Origin of the sequence: Pseudomonas sp. LRF_L74, from assembly GCF_965644255.1 — a bacterium.
In the GTDB taxonomy this organism is placed as follows: Bacteria; Pseudomonadota; Gammaproteobacteria; order Pseudomonadales; family Pseudomonadaceae; genus Aquipseudomonas.
Genome location: NZ_CBFFRH010000014.1, coordinates 58,215 through 75,684 on the forward strand (window position 1 = coordinate 58,215; position 17,470 = coordinate 75,684).

The window sequence follows — 17,470 nt, forward strand, 5'->3', positions numbered from 1 at the left end:
GCATGAGCATCCCCAAAGCCTATCTGGAGCACGTGGCCTTCTGGGTCCGTGACATTCACTGGCATATCAAGTTCTTCCACGACGTGTTCGGCATGACGATGCGCGAAGTGCACGGCAGCCTCGAACGACCGACCCTGTACTGGACCCTCGGCGGCATGCAGTTCATCGCCCAGCCTGACTTCGCCGGCCCGGAAGGGCGCATGGCCCACCTCGGCATGATGTGCGAAGACATGGAAGCGGCGCTGGCGGCGGCATGGCGTTTCGACGGCGTCAGCGAGATGCCCCAGGGACGCAATTGGTTGCGCCTGCCGGATGGCCTGGCGGTGGAGTTCATCCAGGCGTCGCCGGCCAAGGCGGTTGGCGAAATCCTGGCCATCAACCCTCGGGTGGAGACGTGCGCATGAGCAGCGTCGAGAAGTATTGGGATGACGCCCGCGAAGGCGACGAGTGCATCAGCCCCAGCTACACCGTGACCAGGCAACGCATCCTCGCCTACGCCGACCTGACCGGCGACCACACGCCGGTGCATGTCGACGAAGCCTACGCCAACGCCAGCCACTTCGGTTGCCTGGTTGCCCACGGCCTGTTCGGCCTGAGCATCGCCGATGGTCTCAAGACCCAGTGCGACTACCGTTTCCTGCCGGGCATGTCGCTGGGCTGGACCTGGGACTTCCTGCTGCCGATCAAGGTCGACGACGTGCTGCACGTGAAGATGCGCGTCGGCTCGATGCGCCCGAGCAAGAGCCGCCCCGAGTGGGGCATCGTGGTGCTGCCCTCGGAGCTGATCAACCAACACGGCGAGGTGGTGCAGCGTGGCGAGCACCGCCTGATGGTGCCACGGAGGCCGCACGCATGAGCCAGCCACTACCGCTCAAGGGCATCCGTGTGATCGACTACAGCCACTTCCTTGCCGGCCCTTACGTCGGTCGTTGCCTGGCCGCGCTCGGCGCCGAGGTGATCAAGGTCGAGCGCCCCGGTACGGGCGATGCCGGGCGCCAGCATGCCTACACCCTGGACGACCAGCAGAGCGGCTACTTCCTGCAACTGAACATGGGCAAGCGCGGCGTCAGCGTGAACATGAAGGACCCGCGCGGCAAAGCCTTCATGCACAAGCTCTGCGACTCCGCCGATGTGTTCATCGAGAACTACCGACCCGGCGCGCTGGACAAGCTGGGCCTGGGTTATGCCGAACTCGCGGCACGCAACCCGCGGCTGGTGTACTGCTCGATCTCCGCCTACGGCCACACCGGGCCGGATGCCCACCGCGCCGGGTTCGGCCTGATCGCCGAAGCCAAGAGCGGCATCATGCAGATGGTCGGCGTGCCCGGCGAGGCGCCGCCGTTGCTGCGCATTTCCCTGGGCGACATGTACACCGGCATCCACGCGGTGGCGGCGATCAACGCGGCGCTGCTGGGGCGGGTCGCCAGTGGGCGCGGCCAGCATATCGACATGGCGTTGTACGACACCCTGGTGTCGATGCACGAGTACGCGGTGCAGTGCTACACCCTGTCCGACGGCACGGTGCTGCCCGAACAGACCGGCCACGACATGCCGACCTCGACGCTCTACGGCGTGTTCCGCGCCGCCGATGGCGATCTGGTGATCGCGGCCCAGGTCGACGATGCTTGGAAGCGTTTCGCGGCGATGCTGGAGGACAATGGGGCGCCAGCCGGTTTCGGTGCGGATGTTCGCTACCACAGCCTGAACGGGCGCAATACCCATCGGCAGGACATTCTCGACGTGGTCAAACGCTGGGTCGCCGTGCGTCCGGTGGCCGAGATTCTGCGCCTGCTCGACGAGATCGATATCCCCAGCGCCAAGGTCCAGCGCATCGACGAGGTGCTGGCCGACCCGCAGATCCAGGCGCGCGGCATGCTCGTCGAGCAGCGGCATCCACGCTACGGCACCTTGCGCCTGGCGAACCTGCCGTTCCGTTTTTCTGACTGCGACACCACCGTGCATCAGGTCGCCCCCGATCTTGGCGAACACAACGCCGAGGTCGCTGCTGGCCTTGGTTTCAGTGCTGGCGAGATTGCCTCGATGCAGGCCGATGGTGTGCTGTTCACTCAGGGAGATGTCCCATGACAGACCGTTACGCGGTGATCGGCAGGCCGATCAACCACACCAAGTCGCCGCTGATCCATGGCCTGTTTGCCGAGGCGTGCGGGCAGCGTATCGAGTACACCGCCATCGAAGGCTCCCTGGAGGACTTCAAGGGCGATGTGCAGCGCTTTCGCGAACAGGGCGGCCTGGGCATGAACGTCACCGCGCCGTTCAAGTTGCAGGCCTTCGAGTTGGCGAACTCGGCCAGCGAGCGCGCTCGTCTGGCGCGTGCCGCCAATGCACTGAAGTTCGTCGAGGGCCGGGTCGAGGCCGAGAACTTCGATGGCATCGGCCTGCTGCGGGACATCCAGCACAACCTCGGCCAGCCGCTGGCCGGGCGCAGGGTGTTGCTGCTTGGGGCCGGCGGTGCTGCACGAGGCGCCTTGCTGCCGTTCCTCGACGCCAACCCGGCGCGCCTGGTGATCGCCAACCGTGACCTGGACAAGGCGCGTCGGCTGCTCGCCGATGCGGGGCGCCGCGACGTCGAGGTGCTGGGCTACCCGCAGTTGCAAGGGCAGTCCTTCGACATCGTGGTCAACGCAACCTCGGCGAGTTTGAGCGCTGAGTTGCCACCGATCACTGCCGATGTGTTCGGTAATGCCCGACTGGCCTATGAGCTGGCGTATGGCAAGGGCCTGACGCCGTTCCTGCGTCTGGCGCAGGGCTCTGGCGTCACCAATCTGGCCGATGGTGTTGGCATGTTGGTGGAGCAGGCGGCCGAGGCGTTTTTCTGGTGGCGGGGGATGCGTCCGCAAACCCGCCCGGTCATCGACCGCCTGACCATTCCCCTGGTGTGAGCATGAGTACCCTCAAGGTCCTGATGCTGCATGGCATCAATCACAACATGTTCGGCAAGCGCGACCCGGCGCAGTACGGCACGACTACGCTGGCGGAGATCGACGCCAGCTTGCAGGCCCTGGGCGATGAGCTGGATGTGCGTATCAAGAGCTTCCAGAGCAATTGCGAAGGGCAGGTCTGCGAGCGCATCCACCAGGGTTATGCCGACGGCGTCGATGCGGTGCTGATCAACGCCGGTGCCTGGACCCACTACAGCTACGGTATCCGCGATGCCCTGGCGATACTCACCGTGCCGGTGGTGGAAATCCACATGTCCAACATCCATGCCCGCGAGCCGTTCCGGCACCACTCGGTGTTTGCCGAGATCGTCAGCGGGCAGATTTGCGGTTTCGGCCTGGACAGCTATCTGCTGGCGCTGCGTGCGGCGGTGAGCCGGGTGCGTGGATGAAGGCCGAGCAAGAGGGCGCGAGCAGGGGCTGTAGCTAGTCGTCATTTCTGTGGGGGGACCTGGGTTTTCTGGGTTCCCGCCTTCGCGGGAATGACGGTGAGTGGGGCGGGGGCTTTCGAGGGGGAGCCGAAGCCGCCACGTTCCCGTGAAGGCAGGAATCCCTAGTCCCCCCACGTCATTCCCGCGAAGGCGGGAACCCAGAAAACGCCCATCCATAAAGCGTTCATATCCGCCTGGTTTACTCCCAGCCACGAATCGTCACGTTTTCGCTGTTCCGTGAAAGCCGCGTGGTTAGGCCGTTCAGCCTATGGCAACGGCGAAATGCGCGGCCAACCCTTTCGATATTCGTCGAGTGACGGCACAATTCGGACCTTTTTTGGCTGGCCTTGCCGGAGTGCCCGCAATGATCAAGACGCCGTACTACCTCATCGACAAGCAGAAGCTGCTGGTCAACATGCAGAAGATCGCCCACGTGCGCGAGCAGTCCGGGGCCAAGGCGCTGCTGGCGCTGAAGTGCTTCGCCACCTGGTCGGTGTTCGATCTGATGCAGCAGTACATGGATGGCACCACGTCCTCGTCGCTGTTCGAACTCAAGCTGGGTCGGCAGAAGTTCGCCGGCGAGACCCACGCCTACAGCGTGGCCTGGGCCGACGATGAAATCGACGAGATGCTGGAGAACTGCGACAAGATCATCTTCAACTCGATTGGCCAGTTGCAGCGCTTCGCCGCCGCCAGCGAGGGCAAGATCCGTGGCCTGCGCGTCAACCCGCAGGTGAGCAGCTCCGACTACCTGCTGGCCGACCCGGCGCGCCCGTTCAGCCGCCTCGGCGAGTGGGACCCGGAAAAGATCGAAGCGGTGATCGGGCAGATTTCCGGCTTCATGTTCCACAACAATTGCGATAACGGCGACTTCGGCCTGTTCGACAAGATGCTCACGCACATCGAGGAGCGTTTCGGCCACCTGCTGCACAAGGTCAGTTGGGTCAGCCTCGGTGGCGGCATCCACTTCACCGGCGACGACTATCCGCTGGATGCCTTCTGCGCGCGCCTGAAAGGCTTCGCCGAAAAATATGGCGTGCAGGTCTACCTGGAACCGGGCGAGGCGGCGATCACCCGCAGCGCGTCGCTGGAAGTGACGGTGCTCGACACCCTGTACAACGGCAAGCACCTGGCGGTGGTCGACAGTTCCATCGAAGCGCACATGCTCGACCTGCTGATCTACCGCCTCAACGCCAAGATGGCGCCCAACAGCGGCGAGCACACCTACATGGTCTGCGGCAAATCCTGCCTGGCCGGCGATATCTTCGGCGAGTACCAGTTCGACAAGCCGCTGGCCGTCGGCGATCGCCTGTCGTTCGTCGATACGGCGGGCTACACCATGGTCAAGAAGAACTGGTTCAACGGCCTGAAGATGCCGGCCATCGTGGTCAAGCAGCTCGACGGCAGCACCGAGGTGGTGCGCGAGTTCGGCTTCGACGATTACCTGTCGAGCCTGTCGTAACAGCCGGATGTGGGCGTAGGGTGGACAACGCTCTTTTTGTCCACCGTGTTTGGTGGACGGATGAAGCTACAAGTCATGTGTAGTGGTACCGAATCATATTTCTCAACGAGCGCAGTACCCTGGAGGTGAAACAATTGAAGAAGAACGTTCTTATCATTGGTGCAGGAGGTGTCGCCAAGGTGGTGGCCCACAAGTGTGCGCAGCATAACGACGAGCTCGGTCGTATTGCGATTGCGTCACGGAACATCTCCAAATGCCAGGCCATCATCGACAGCGTCAAGGCCAAGGGTAGCCTCAAGGTGCCCGCCGACATCCAGGCCTTCTCGCTCAATGCACTGGATATCGAGGCGACCAAGGCGCTGATCCGCGAGACCGAATCGCAGATCGTCATCAACGTCGGTTCCGCCTTCCTCAACATGTCGGTGCTGCGTGCCTGCATCGATACCGGCGTGGCCTACCTGGACACCGCCATCCACGAAGAACCGGGCAAGATCTGCGAGACGCCGCCCTGGTATGGCAACTACGAGTGGAAACACCTCGAGGAATGCCAGCAGAAGAACATCACCGCCATTCTCGGTGTCGGTTTCGACCCGGGTGTGGTCAACGCCTATGCGGCCCTGGCCCAGCAACAGCATTTCGACACGATCGAGTCGATCGACATCCTCGACGTCAATGCCGGCAGCCACGGCAAGTATTTCGCCACCAACTTCGACCCGGAAATCAATTTCCGCGAGTTCACCGGCACCGTCTACAGCTGGCAGAACGCCCAGTGGACGAGCAACACCATGTTCGAGGTCAAGCGCACCGACGACCTGCCGGTGGTGGGTTCGCAGAACCTGTACCTGACCGGCCACGACGAAGTGCACTCGATCTCGAAGAACCTCAACGTGCCCAACGTGCGCTTCTGGATGAGTTTCGGCGAGCACTACATCAACGTCTTCACCGTGCTGAACAAACTGGGCCTGCTCTCCGAGCAACCGGTGAAAACCGCCGAAGGCCTGGAGGTCGTGCCGTTGAAGGTGGTCAAGGCCGTGCTGCCCGATCCGTCCTCGCTGGCGCCGGGCTACACCGGCAAGACCTGCATCGGCGACCTGGTCAAGGGCACCAGGGATGGCCAGCCGCGCGAAGTCTTCATCTACAACGTGGCCGACCACGAAGAAGCCTTCGCCGAGACCGACAGCCAGGGCATTTCCTACACCGCCGGCGTACCGCCGGTAGCCGCCGCGCTGCTGGTTGCCCGTGGCGAGTGGGACGTGTCGCGCATGGTCAACGTCGAGGAACTGCCGGCCGAGCCCTTCCTCAAGCTGCTCGACGTGATGGGCCTGCCGACCCGGATCAAGGACGAGCAGGGTGATCGCCCGTGGGATGCTCGCGCCTGAGAACAGGTCCTGAGCGGCCCTGCATGAAAAATGCGCCCTGGGTGGGCGCATTTTTTTGCGTCGGGCGCCGATCTGGCGACTGCCATGTTTTCAGCCTGGTCCTTCGGCCGAGATATCCATCGAACGGAGGGCTATCCACAGCGCCACCACGCCTTCCGTATCGTCCAGTGAGCGCCCGGTGATTTCCTCGATTCTACGCACGCGGTAAACCAGGGTCTGCTTGTGGACGTTGAGAATCTGCGATGATTTTTGCCATGAACGATTCTGTTCAAGGAATACCCGTAAGGTCTGGGTGAGCTGACTGCCGTTATCTGCGTCGTAGTCGAGCAGGTTGCCAATGACCCGGCGATACATCCTGCGAGCCTGGTCCAGATCGCTGGGTAGCCAGAACGCTTCATCCAGGGCGTTGGCATAGTGAACTATCGGTCGGCTCGGTGTCGCATGGGCAAGCGCCAGGCGCGCTTCCCTAAGGGCTTCGGGGGCTCTCAAGCCCGTAGCCAAAGGGGCGCTGATACCCACGCCGCAGGCCAGAGCCGACTGTAGCACCTGGCTTGCCGTTTGCTCGGTCAGGAGTATCACTGTTTCATCCCCAGCCTGCCTGGCAAGGAATTTGAGGCCCTGGCGGCTCAACTCGAACTGCCAGTTTTCTGGTGCCGCCTCGTCGAGCCGGGCCAGTGCGAAATGGGTTGCGGTAGGCTGGTAACCAAGCTGCTGCAGACGTTCCAGAGCCGCTCGCTCGGTCAGCCTGAGATTGACCAGGTCATCGACTAACTCGGAGCCCAGGCGCAGCATGCGTTCATGCTCGCTCTGTACACGTTCCAGTTCGATCGCAAGCACGGACGCAATGTGATGCAGAATCCCGTAGTCGAGCAGCAGGCCGCCCGTCGCCAGAATGGCGCACTCTGGAATCGCCGGCAGGGCCATCACCAGCGCTTCTTGCTCTGCGTCGTGGCAGCGTGCGAGATCGTAGGTGAGCCTCTGCCGTGCGCCCAGCACCTGGCTCCATCGTTCAGGCAAAGGCGCCAGTTCTTCTTCCCAGGGGCGCAAGCTACGTGTGTCGAACAGGTAGAGGTCGGCTTTTACGTCGGCGGCCAGGCGCAGCAGCAGATCCTTGAGAGCGAGATGGCGCAGCCCGATCCTGGTGCTTTCATACAGGCGGACCACCGCGCGGCGACGTTGGTCCTCGGTTTGCTGGCGGGCATCGAGAATCGCTTTGGTGACGGCCGAGAAAGGCACGGAGTAGTGGGTGGTCAATATCGGGAAGCCGAGCAGCACCGCCTGCTCGCAGAGCCCGGTGAGATCCTCGGGAGCTTGCATGTTCTCACCGATCATCATGCCCGCCACCTTGGCTTCGGAGAGCCGGGAGACATAGGCTCGCTGTGCCCCGGCATCATGGGGAACGCCGATGCCGGTTGTCATCAGCAGGTCGCCTTCACCCAGCCACTCGCTGGGGTCGGGCAGTTCGCACACATGCGCCCATCTCAGGGGTCTCTGGGTACCTTGTTCGCCGCTGAGTAAACGGGTGCGCAGCGAGACGCTATCAATGATGTCCTGGATACTGAATGACATGGTGATCGACCGTCGCACCTGTGCTGGAACGCCCGGCGGCGCATGGGACGAATAACCGCCTGCGCCGCTGGCTTGTGCCTCACCCTAGCACGGTAAGGCATCCGTGGATTGCGATCAGGTCGTCAGGCTCAACGACGCGGATCGTTGCAGCGACTGGCCTTTGGTTTCAGGCGCCCAGGCCAGGCAGACGAAGAACGCCAGCAGTGTCACGCCGGCACCGATCATGAGCGTCGCCTGCAGGCCAATCGACTCGATACCGATTGGCGTCAGGTAGGTGCCCGTGGCGGCTCCGATGCGGCTGAAGCCGACCGCAACCCCGACCGCTGTAGCGCGTACGGAAGTGGGGAACAGTTCGTTGGGGTAGATCCACTCCAGGATGCTTGGCCCGCCGGACACGAAGGCATAGAACGCGAAGGCCGTGATAATGAACCAGGCCGGTGCGTCGGCCCACAGTCCCAGTGCGAACAGTGGGACGGCCATGAGCGCGAACGGTACCAGCACCATTGGCCGACGGCCCCAGGTTTCCACCAGCTTGAGTGCGGGAATCACGCCAACGGCGAACAGGACTGCGATGAGCAATTCACCCAGCGTCGACGCGTTCACGCCGGTGATGCCGGCCGAAACCAGGATCATGCCGCCGAAGGTGTACAGCACGTATTGAGGGGTGATCTGGGCGAAATAGAGTACGCCGCACATGATGGTGCGCTTGAGGTAACCGCCCGAGGCGATCATCTTCAGGTCGGATTGCCAGGAGCGCGGACGGCCACCGTCATTGAGCTGGTCGATGTCATGCCGGGTGATTTTCACCGACTTGCCGTAGACCTGGCGAATCACCTCTTCGGCCTCTTGCACGCGGCCCTTGCTGGCCAGCCAGCGGGGCGATTCGGGGATGCCACGGCGCAGCAGCACGACGATCACACCGACTATCGCACCGCTGAACAGCATCCAGCGCCATAACGAATGGTCACCGCTCAGCTTGACCACCAGGTAGCCCACGATGAATGCCGTCATCGCACCGACCGACCAGGCGAGGCCGGATACCCCGATCATGAAGCCACGGCGCCTGGACGGCGTGAATTCGGTGAGCAACGAGGTCGCAATCGGATAGTCCGCGCCGACCGCCAGGCCGATGACGAATCGCAGCAAGATCAGTTGCCAGGCATCCGTGACGAAGGCGCTCAAGGCGCAGGCAACGATCAATACCGTCAAGTCCAGTGCATACATGGTCTCTCGACCGATCCGGTCGGTGATGGCCCCGAACACGGTGGCGCCGAAGAAAATACCCAGCAATGACGCCGCGCCGATGAGCCCTGTTTCCACGGGGGATGCCGGAATGTCATGGGCGAACCCGATCAGGGCGATGCCGATCAGGCTGAGGATGTAGCCATCCAGGAACGGGCCACCACAGCAGGCAAGGAGTAGCTTGCGGTGAAACGTGGACACGGGGGAGTTTTCGATGATATCGAACACGCTCATGGTAAAGACCTTTCTTATTGAATTTATAAAAGGTGCGGAGGCTCGCTCAGCCGACGATGAAGTAGTGCTTGGTCACGGTTTCCTCGATTTCCCAGACGCCTGCCGTTGCGGGGGCGAAATACACGGCGTCGCCTCCCTGGAAGTGGATAGCGTCGCCTTCGTCGGGTGTGAACACGCCCTTGCCACTGATGAAGTAACTGTATTCAGCCTGGAGGACCTGACGGCGCCAGATACCAGGCGTGCACTCCCAGATACCGAGCGAGACGCGCGGGTTCTCCAGCACCTGGTCACTGGCGATGCGGGTCTGTGCAACGATCTCGTCCAGGGGGTGGACGACTGGCGTTGGGGGAGAGAATTGGGTGTCGGCGGTCAGCCGTTTGAGGATCGGGCTCATGTCGTTGGCTCCTGTATGGTCAGGCTTTGTCTTCAAGTCCGGCCGGGGCGAGCCCGGCCAGCACGCGATCGATGGCGGATGGGAGGGCACCCTTCAGTTCGGCGCGCTCTTTACGGATCACGGCGTTTCTGACGAGGCTGCCGCCGAAGTATCGGAACGGCTCCGGAGGAAAGGTTTTGCAGCGACGCCCCACCAGTGGACAGGTGCTCCATTCGTCCCGGGTGCTGAGCGCAAGACTTGCGAGAATGCGCCCACCGAGTCGGCTGGGGCCGACGCCATTGCCGCTCCAGCCGATGCCGTAATGGATGTTTTCACTGCCGTTCAGGGTGCCGAAAACCGGCAGGCTGTCGTAGGTCCGATCGATTGGTCCTGACCACGCACCGGTAATGCGTGTCGAGGCCAGGCTCGGGTAGGTGCGGCGGAAGTCGTTTTCCGTGAGTTCGATGCTGTCCTTGTGCAGGCTGAAGGTCTCGTTGATGCGCGAGCCGTAGGCCAGGGCACCGGTTCCCTTGCCAAACGCAATGCGGCCGTCGTTGGTGGTGCGGTAGTAATTCACCATCAATTGCGAGTCGGTGATCGATTGCCTTCCCGACCAACCCATTTGCTCGAGCTGCACGGGAATGGGCTCGGTGACCACGATCGAACTGTTCACCGGTACGATCAAGCGCGCCAGTTCGGGAATGGCGGCGGCCCATGCGTTGCTGGCGAGCACGACACTGCCGGCGATGATCTGGCCCGCACCGGTGGTCAGGCGCACGGTCTTGCCGGGTTCTATGGCGGTGACCGGGGTCTGTTCGAAGACCCGAACGCCTGCGTTGATGGCAACCTGTCGCATGCCCCGGACCAGCGCGCCAGGCTGAACGATGGCATTGCTGCGCTCGTATACGCCGGCCAGGTGAATGGCGGAGCCGGTTATCTGCGCGACCACCTCCCTCGACAGGCGTTCGAACGGCTGGGCTCCAAGCCGTGCACAGGTTTCGAGGGTGCCGTTCCAGGAATCGATATGGGCTGGCGTCGTCGCGGTCCAGAGCCAGCCCTTGCGCACATAGTGTTCTTCCAGGCCATGCTGATTGCAGAACTCACCCAGCTCGGTGATCGCATGCTCGGCCGCATTGGCCAGGAACAGGGCTTGTTCTTCGCTGCAGAAGCTCAAGAGCGAGCCGATCTTCGGCCACCAGGACATGACGAAGCCGCCATTGCGACCCGACGCGCCGCCACCACAGATGTCCTGCTCCAGAACGGCGACGTCGATGCCGGGATCGCGCTCCTTGATGGTGAGTGCTGTCCACAGTCCGACGAATCCGCCACCGACTATCGCCACGTCAGCGCTGTGGTTACCCTCCAGCGAGCGCGCGGGCTGCAGGTTTTCCGGCAGACTTTGCAGCCAGTGGCTGCGTGTCAGAGGGCGTGAAGAGGCCAGGCGCATGTGATTGCTTCCACTGTGTCGTTTTGCACAGTTTCACGTCGCCTGGAAGGGTTGCACCATTGAGCATTACTAAGAAAATGCCTTCGTATGCTCATAAGATCAGACGAAAGCCGGATGCCCGGAAATCCACAGCGCCCGCTCACCATCCCTCTGGTGCCACGAGCGTTGCAGCCTGCAATTGCCGATGTTCTGGTTTACCTGGCTGGGGCCTAGACGGCCAGACCGTAGTCCCGCGTTCCTTCCTCATTCAGCGCGACGAAGCTCGCGTCGATTTCGCCGATCAGGGCAATCAGTTGCTCGGCTCTTGGCGACAGGCTCCTGTCGGCTCGATAGACCAAACCGAAGCAGGTACCGCTCACCAGCAGCCCCTGAGGCGCATCGGTGAAGTTCACGCGTTCCACGTCGCCGCGCAGTACCAGGTGTTCGACGACATCCTCCGGGGCGATGCCGACCATGTCCGAGGTGGTGACCATCTGCACCAGCACGTCGGTGTGCTTGCACTCCAGATTGGCCGGCAATGCCCGGCGCCCAGCTTGTTCTGCGAGCAGCACACGCAACTCGGCGGGCAGCGAGTTGCTACCCAGTGGGTAGTTGGCGAGTGTCTTGAAGCAGACTTCGCTCAGGGTCAGCGGGTGATGACGACGGCAGAACAATTGGAAGCGTCGTGGCCGCAACGCCTGGGATACGTAGCCCTTGCTGGTCTCGATATGGCGCAGGTCGGCGACGATGAATTCGATCTCGCCGTTGTCCAGGTGCTCTTTGAGCGTGTCTGGTGTCTCCACGCGCAGATCGATGCGGGTATCGCTGTGACCGTCGATGAATTTGCCGAGGGCGGCAGGTACCAGCCGTGCGGCGGGCAATGGGCCGCTACCGAAGGCCAGGGTCGGCGCCGGTTGGCCGTCGAGGCCGAGAATGTCGGCACGCAGGCTGGACACACCATCGACGATTTCCCGTGCGCGGCGCTGCAAGGCTTTGCCCTGGGAGGTGAGGGTGACACTGCGCCCGCCGGTACTCCGCTCGACCAGCAGGCAGCCGAGATTCTGTTCCAAGGCCTGAATGCTGCGGCTGAACGCCGACTGGGTGATGAACGACGCCTGGGCGGCGCGGGTGAAATTGCCGTGCTCGGCCAGCGCGACGAAGTGGCGAAGTTGATGAAGATCCACGGCCAGTCCCGAAGTGAATGAAAGGTATGCAGACAATGCGTTTCTCAAGGCGGGAGCGCGCTGGCTATAAACCGGACCCGAGCGGGGAGAGGCTACAGTAATAACTTTTTAGTATTCATACTGATTTTTTATAACCATATCTCCCGTCGTCGATTGTGTTCCGAGGAGATAACCGCATGAGACTCACACCTGGCCGTCGGCTGATCAGAACGACCGCTGTATTGCTGCTGGCCGTCTCCGTGACGAGCGCTTTTGCCGATGCCAAACCCTGGTTGAATCGAACACTGCCTGCTGCTGAACGAGCCCGTCTGTTGCTCGCCGCGATGACGTTGGAAGAGAAGTCCGCCCTGCTCTACGGCTACGGCAGTAAGGTGCGGGGCGATGAGCGTTGGCAGGTCTACGTGAAGGGCAATCCGCGCCTGGGCATTCCTGACATGACCCAGGGCGACGCGCCGAACGGTCTGATGATCGGCAGCCGCGACGTGACCCAAATGCCCGCTTCGGTAGCCCTTGCTGCAACCTTTTCCCGCTCGTTGGCGCATGCCTATGGCGAGGTGATTGGTCGTGAGACGCATGACCTGGGCTATGGCGTGATCCATGGGCCGAACGTGGATGTGCTGCGTGACCCGCGCCACGGTCGTGCCCACGAATCCTATGGCGAAGATCCGGTGCTGGTCTCCGCCATGGCCACTGCCTATGTACAGGGCGTGCAGACCCAAGGCGTGCTGGCCGACGCCAAGCACTTCGCGGTCAATACCGTGGAACAGGATCGCCTGAGCGTGGATGCGCGGATCGATGCGCGCACGCTCAACGAACTCTACCTGGCGCCATTCCAGGACGTGGTGCAAGACGCCCAGGTGGCGATGGTCATGTGCGCCTACAACAAGATCAACGGTACCCACGCCTGCGATGATCGCTGGCTGATCCAGGATCTGCTGCGCGGCAAATGGGGATTCACCGGCATCGTGCGCACCGATGCCGGCGCGGTGCATGGCATGGATGCGCTACGTATTGGCGTGGACCAGGAGTTCCGCGAGGAATCGCAGTTCGGCAAGCGCCTGATCGCGGCGGTACATGACGGCAGTTTCCCCGAGGCGGCGGTTGACGCCGCGGTGTTGCACATCCTGCAGACGATGATGCGCTACGGCATCTTCGACAATCTGCCGCAACGTACCTCCACCGACCTGTCAGCCCATGCCGAGCAGGCCCAGCGCGTGGCTGAGCAGAGCATCGTGTTGTTGAAGAATGACGCTGGCTTGCTGCCGCTGGACAACGGCATCGGCAGTCTGGCGCTGATCGGCGCTGCGGCCGCAGATGTACGCACCGCTGGAGGGCCGGCCAATCCGGCACCGGCCGGCAAGGACACCGTGCTGAAGGCACTGCGCGAGCGTTTACCGCACACTCGCATCCTGTTCGAGCCGGGCATCGACGATATTTCCATGGTTTCGACCGCGCCGGGTTATCCACCCTTGTCATCGGCCATGCTGCAAGCCGACGCCAGCGGCACGCCAGGGCTGACGGCGCGGTATGAGCAAAGGCAGGGCACGCTGCTGAGCCGTATCGATGCTTGCCTATGCTTCACCCCGGTACGGGGTTTCGAAGACATCGCCCTGTCGAGCGTCGCCAGTCTGCAAGCACCACCGGAGAACGTGCGAAAGGTGCAATGGCAGGGCCAATTGCAGGTCGATAGCGAGGGCGACTATGGCTTCGATCTGGTCGGCGCGGGTATCGGCCGCTTGCGCATCGACGGCGAAACGCAGTTGATGCTCGACAGCCAAACAGATGAACGCGTGCAGCGCTCGCTTAACCTGGCGGTGGGGGCGCATCGTATCGAGCTCACCTTCGAGCCCCATCAGGGCAAGGGGCACCTGAAGGTCGGTTTGCTTGCTCCCGAGCATTCTCTCGATCCGCGCATGCAGGCTGCGGTCGCGGCGGCGAAGCAGGCGGACGTGGCGGTAGTGGTGGTGCGTGATCTGGCCAGCGAAGCCAACGACCGACCCGGCCTGTCGCTGCCCAACGATCAGGAACGCCTGATCCGTGCGGTCGCCGCCGCCAACCCGCGCACCGTGGTGGTATTGGCCAGCGGCAGCGCGGTGAGCCTGCCCTGGCGCGACCAGGTGCCGGCACTGCTCGAAGCCTGGTATGGCGGTACCCGAGGCGGTGCGGCGATTGCCCGGGTGCTGCTCGGCGAGGTCGATCCGGGTGGGCGCTTGCCGGTTTCCTTTCCTGAGCGAGAACAGGATCTGGCCACTTCGGCGATCACTCGTTTCCCCGGTGTCGCGGGCGTGACCCTGTACCCCGAAGGACTCGCCACCGGCTACCGCCACCACAATCGTGACGGCGCGCCGAAAGCGGCTTATCCGTTCGGTTATGGCTTGTCCTACAGCACCTTCGCCTACAGCGACCTGCGCCTGTCCCGCACGCGTTTCGAGGCGGGCGCACCGGCAAGCGACGGCACCTTCAAAGGCCTGCCCGCGCTACAGGTCCGCCTGCGCGTGAGCAACACCGGCAAGCGCGCCGGCACCGTCGTGCCGCAGGTGTATCTGCGCTATCCGCTGGCGGCGCAGGTGCCAACCCCCTTGTTGAAGGCGTTCGACAGCGTTTATCTGCAAGCGGGGGAGAGCCGCGAGGTGGTGTTCGAACTGGATCAGCGAGCGTTTTCCACCTTCGAGGGGGCGAGTGGGCAATGGCACGTGCTGCCGGGGCGTTATCTGATCGGAGCAGGGGATTCGTCCGTGGATCTGCCGCTCAAGGCGAATGTGGAGGTGCTTTAGCGGGTCGCCCATCCCTCTCCCGGAGGGAGCCTTTTTCAACCCAGACCTGCCATGCATGACTCGCATGAGATTTTCGGCTTTTACGTGCGCGCCCTGCATGGCTAAAAATGGCGCCGCGGGACAATGCATCCCGCTCATGCCACTGCGTTGCCAGCCTCCATCTGACCCGATCACGGGAAGCAAGCTGCCTAAACCCATAAAGGATCGGATCGATGAAATCTGTAACCAACGCCCTGCACCGTGGGGCGATGCTTGGCCTGTTGTGCGTGCCCGCTGTCCAGGCGGCCACTGTCGATAACGTGGATGATGCCGGCACCCAGGCCGCGCCCGCGCTGAAGACCGTCACGGTGACCGCTACCCGTCGCGAAGAGTCGCTGCAGAAGGTGCCGGTCGCGGTGACCGTGGTCGATGGCGAACAACTGGAGCGCGAAGGCCGCGCCAGTATCTCCAGCATCGTCCAGGAGATTCCCACGCTGAACTACCGCACCAGCGCGTCGAACAAGGACAGCTCGTTGTTCGTGCGTGGTATCGGCACCATCTCCACCTCGCCGGGGGTCGAACCCAGTGTGGCGACGGTGATCGACGGTGTGGTCTACGCCCGTCCCGGCCAGTCGACCCTGGACCTGCTCGACGTCGACCGCATCGAAGTGCTGCGCGGGCCGCAAGGCACGCTGTTCGGCAAGAACGCCTCGGCAGGCGTGCTCAACATCACCAGCCGCGATATTTCGGACGAGACCCACGGTTACGTCGATTATTCGCACTTCGGCGGCGGCAACGAAAATCGCCTGCGCTTCGGTATCGGCGGGCGCCTGACCGACACCCTGAAGGGCTCGCTGATCACTTCGCTCGGCAAGTACGACGGCAATGTCGAGAACATCGCCAACGGCCACGACGTCAACGGCTACGACCGCAAGGGCGTACGCGGCAAGCTGCAGTTCGAGCCGAACGACGCCCTCAAGCTGACCCTGATCGGCGACTACAGCGACGGTGAGAACAGCAACGTCTCGACCCTGACCGGCACCACCAATGCCAATGTGGCCTCGAATATCGGCATCGTTCTGAGCGACCACAACCGTAAGATCAACAGCGACTACAAGACCTACGTCGAGGACACCAACAAGGGCCTGTCGCTGCAAGCCGACTGGTCGCTGGCGGACTACACCCTGACCTCGATCACCGCCTGGCGTGGCTGGGACAACACCCAGTACCAGGACAACGACAACCTCGCCGACTTGCCGCGCACCGCCCTGCACGACAAGGGCACGGTCGACTTCAACCAGTACAGCCAGGAGCTGCGCCTGGCGTCGCCCAAGGGCCAATTCGCCGAATACGTGCTGGGCACTTACCTGTTCCACGGCAAGTCGGAGGAGGTCTATCGCCGCCTGAGCGTGAACAGTTCCGTGGCGACCAACGCTCGCGCCGACTACAGCTCGACCAACGACAGCTACGCGGTATTCGGCGAAAGCACCTTCAACCTGCGCAGCGACCTGCGGGCGATTTTCGGCCTGCGCTGGACCCTCGACCAGATCGAGTACGACCATCGCCGCGTTTCCACGTCCGCCACTGCGGTCAACGCGATTCGTCCGTCCTATGCCAGCAGCGGATCGCACCAGGACTCCGGTGTCTCCGGTCGCCTGGGCCTGCAGTACGACATCAACGACAACCTCAGTAGCTACGTGACCTATTCGCGCGGCTACAAGGGCCCGGCCTATAACGTCTACTTCAATATGCAGGCGGCCGATCTCGAACCGCTCGATCCGGAAACCTCCGACACCTATGAGATCGGTCTGAAAAGCACCGCCTGGAACAACCGTCTGACCGCCAACCTGGCCGTGTTCCATTCCACCTACGACGACTACCAGGCCAACGTCTACGACGTGCTCGGTACTTCGGTGATCACCCGCCTGGTCAACGCCGGCACGGTCAGCAGCAAAGGCGTGGAGCTCGACTATGCCCTGCAGGTGACGCGTCAGTTGAAACTGTCCGGCGCCCTGGCCTATACCCATGCGCGTATCGATGAATTCGCCTGCCCGTCCGGCTCGGCGGCCAACTGCAACGTCAACGGCAAGCCGCTGCCGTTCACCCCGGACTGGAAAAGCTATGTGCGCGCTGACTACAGCATCCCGCTGGGCAATGGCTGGGACGTGGAACTGAGCACCGACTACAACTGGCAGAGCGAAGTGCAATACAACATCGACCAGACCGAATCGACCAAGCAGGGCGCCTTCGGTATCTGGAATGCCAGCGTGGCCCTGGCCGACTACAACCAGGGCTGGCGTGTGGCGCTGTTGGCCAAGAACCTCACGGACAAATCCTATTCGCCTTCGCTGGGCAGCGGCACGAGTACCAGCCGCCTGGTGCCGCGTGACGACGAGCGCTACTTCGGCGTGCAGGTACGCAAGGACTTCTGAAATCCCAGTGCCCCGCAGTCAGCATGAT

General features: G+C 62.7%; 14 protein-coding genes. 9 read left to right on the forward strand and 5 right to left on the reverse strand.

Going from position 1 to position 17,470, the window contains the following annotated elements; translation table 11 throughout:
• Positions 1 to 2: 2 nt before the first annotated feature.
• The 7 genes from ACSZPK_RS25220 (at position 3) to ACSZPK_RS25250 (ending at position 6,229) form a co-directional block, all read left to right on the forward strand.
• Positions 3 to 404, forward strand: coding sequence for a VOC family protein (locus tag ACSZPK_RS25220; protein ID WP_437884368.1), 402 nt, complete (start codon positions 3 to 5; stop codon positions 402 to 404).
• Positions 401 to 856, forward strand: a complete 456-nt coding sequence (locus ACSZPK_RS25225) for a MaoC family dehydratase (protein WP_437884369.1) — start codon at positions 401 to 403, stop codon at positions 854 to 856. The genes ACSZPK_RS25220 and ACSZPK_RS25225 overlap by 4 nt, the downstream gene beginning before the upstream one ends.
• The gene (locus ACSZPK_RS25230) at positions 853 to 2,085 is read left to right on the forward strand and encodes a CaiB/BaiF CoA transferase family protein (RefSeq protein WP_437884370.1); all 1,233 of its coding nucleotides are present in this window, start codon (positions 853 to 855) and stop codon (positions 2,083 to 2,085) included. Before ACSZPK_RS25225 ends, ACSZPK_RS25230 begins: the two co-directional genes overlap by 4 nt.
• Positions 2,082 to 2,900, forward strand: a complete 819-nt coding sequence (gene aroE, locus ACSZPK_RS25235; RefSeq protein ID WP_437884371.1) for a shikimate dehydrogenase — start codon at positions 2,082 to 2,084, stop codon at positions 2,898 to 2,900. Before ACSZPK_RS25230 ends, aroE begins: the two co-directional genes overlap by 4 nt.
• A gap of 2 nt (positions 2,901 to 2,902) precedes the next feature.
• A complete protein-coding gene (aroQ, locus tag ACSZPK_RS25240) occupies positions 2,903 to 3,349 on the forward strand; it encodes a type II 3-dehydroquinate dehydratase (RefSeq protein ID WP_437884372.1) in 447 nt (148 codons plus the stop codon).
• A gap of 403 nt (positions 3,350 to 3,752) precedes the next feature.
• Positions 3,753 to 4,850, forward strand: coding sequence for a carboxynorspermidine decarboxylase (locus ACSZPK_RS25245; protein WP_437884373.1), 1,098 nt, complete (start codon positions 3,753 to 3,755; stop codon positions 4,848 to 4,850).
• A gap of 134 nt (positions 4,851 to 4,984) precedes the next feature.
• The gene (locus ACSZPK_RS25250; protein WP_437884374.1) at positions 4,985 to 6,229 is read left to right on the forward strand and encodes a saccharopine dehydrogenase family protein; all 1,245 of its coding nucleotides are present in this window, start codon (positions 4,985 to 4,987) and stop codon (positions 6,227 to 6,229) included.
• A 90-nt stretch (positions 6,230 to 6,319) separates the two neighbouring features.
• Here the strand turns inward: ACSZPK_RS25250 and ACSZPK_RS25255 are convergent, their stop codons facing one another.
• The 5 genes from ACSZPK_RS25255 to ACSZPK_RS25275 all read right to left on the reverse strand — a co-directional run bounded on the left by ACSZPK_RS25255 (position 6,320) and on the right by ACSZPK_RS25275 (position 12,257).
• Positions 6,320 to 7,798 (reverse strand): PucR family transcriptional regulator, encoded by a 1,479-nt coding sequence (locus ACSZPK_RS25255; RefSeq protein ID WP_437884375.1) that lies wholly within the window; start codon positions 7,796 to 7,798, stop codon positions 6,320 to 6,322.
• 114 nt (positions 7,799 to 7,912) lie between these two features.
• A complete protein-coding gene (locus tag ACSZPK_RS25260) occupies positions 7,913 to 9,274 on the reverse strand; it encodes an MFS transporter (protein ID WP_437884376.1) in 1,362 nt (453 codons plus the stop codon).
• 46 nt (positions 9,275 to 9,320) lie between these two features.
• Positions 9,321 to 9,668: a cupin domain-containing protein gene (locus ACSZPK_RS25265; RefSeq protein ID WP_437884377.1), complete on the reverse strand. Its 348-nt coding sequence runs from the start codon at positions 9,666 to 9,668 to the stop codon at positions 9,321 to 9,323.
• A gap of 19 nt (positions 9,669 to 9,687) precedes the next feature.
• The gene (locus ACSZPK_RS25270; RefSeq protein ID WP_437884378.1) at positions 9,688 to 11,094 is read right to left on the reverse strand and encodes an NAD(P)/FAD-dependent oxidoreductase; all 1,407 of its coding nucleotides are present in this window, start codon (positions 11,092 to 11,094) and stop codon (positions 9,688 to 9,690) included.
• Between the two features lie 209 nt (positions 11,095 to 11,303).
• A complete protein-coding gene (locus tag ACSZPK_RS25275; protein WP_437884379.1) occupies positions 11,304 to 12,257 on the reverse strand; it encodes a LysR family transcriptional regulator in 954 nt (317 codons plus the stop codon).
• 176 nt (positions 12,258 to 12,433) lie between these two features.
• Between ACSZPK_RS25275 and ACSZPK_RS25280 the strand changes: the two genes are divergently transcribed.
• A complete protein-coding gene (locus ACSZPK_RS25280; RefSeq protein ID WP_437884380.1) occupies positions 12,434 to 15,031 on the forward strand; it encodes a beta-glucosidase in 2,598 nt (865 codons plus the stop codon).
• A 212-nt stretch (positions 15,032 to 15,243) separates the two neighbouring features.
• On the forward strand, positions 15,244 to 17,442 hold the full coding sequence (locus tag ACSZPK_RS25285) for a TonB-dependent receptor (RefSeq protein WP_437884381.1): 2,199 nt from the start codon (positions 15,244 to 15,246) through the stop codon (positions 17,440 to 17,442).
• Positions 17,443 to 17,470: the final 28 nt, after the last annotated feature.

What these genes read in the sequence shown, in the direction of transcription:
- ACSZPK_RS25225 (WP_437884369.1), top strand. Translation starts at nt 401, where the DNA reads ATGAGCAGCGTCGAGAAGTATTGGGATGACGCCCGCGAAGGCGACGAG.
- ACSZPK_RS25230 (WP_437884370.1), top strand. Translation starts at nt 853, where the DNA reads ATGAGCCAGCCACTACCGCTCAAGGGCATCCGTGTGATCGACTACAGC.
- ACSZPK_RS25260 (WP_437884376.1), bottom strand. Translation starts at nt 9,274, where the DNA reads ATGAGCGTGTTCGATATCATCGAAAACTCCCCCGTGTCCACGTTTCAC.
- ACSZPK_RS25265 (WP_437884377.1), bottom strand. Translation starts at nt 9,668, where the DNA reads ATGAGCCCGATCCTCAAACGGCTGACCGCCGACACCCAATTCTCTCCC.
- ACSZPK_RS25285 (WP_437884381.1), top strand. Translation starts at nt 15,244, where the DNA reads ATGAAATCTGTAACCAACGCCCTGCACCGTGGGGCGATGCTTGGCCTG.
- ACSZPK_RS25270 (WP_437884378.1), bottom strand. Translation starts at nt 11,094, where the DNA reads ATGCGCCTGGCCTCTTCACGCCCTCTGACACGCAGCCACTGGCTGCAA.
- ACSZPK_RS25220 (WP_437884368.1), top strand. Translation starts at nt 3, where the DNA reads ATGAGCATCCCCAAAGCCTATCTGGAGCACGTGGCCTTCTGGGTCCGT.
- ACSZPK_RS25245 (WP_437884373.1), top strand. Translation starts at nt 3,753, where the DNA reads ATGATCAAGACGCCGTACTACCTCATCGACAAGCAGAAGCTGCTGGTC.
- ACSZPK_RS25280 (WP_437884380.1), top strand. Translation starts at nt 12,434, where the DNA reads ATGAGACTCACACCTGGCCGTCGGCTGATCAGAACGACCGCTGTATTG.
- aroE (WP_437884371.1), top strand. Translation starts at nt 2,082, where the DNA reads ATGACAGACCGTTACGCGGTGATCGGCAGGCCGATCAACCACACCAAG.
- ACSZPK_RS25255 (WP_437884375.1), bottom strand. Translation starts at nt 7,798, where the DNA reads ATGTCATTCAGTATCCAGGACATCATTGATAGCGTCTCGCTGCGCACC.
- aroQ (WP_437884372.1), top strand. Translation starts at nt 2,903, where the DNA reads ATGAGTACCCTCAAGGTCCTGATGCTGCATGGCATCAATCACAACATG.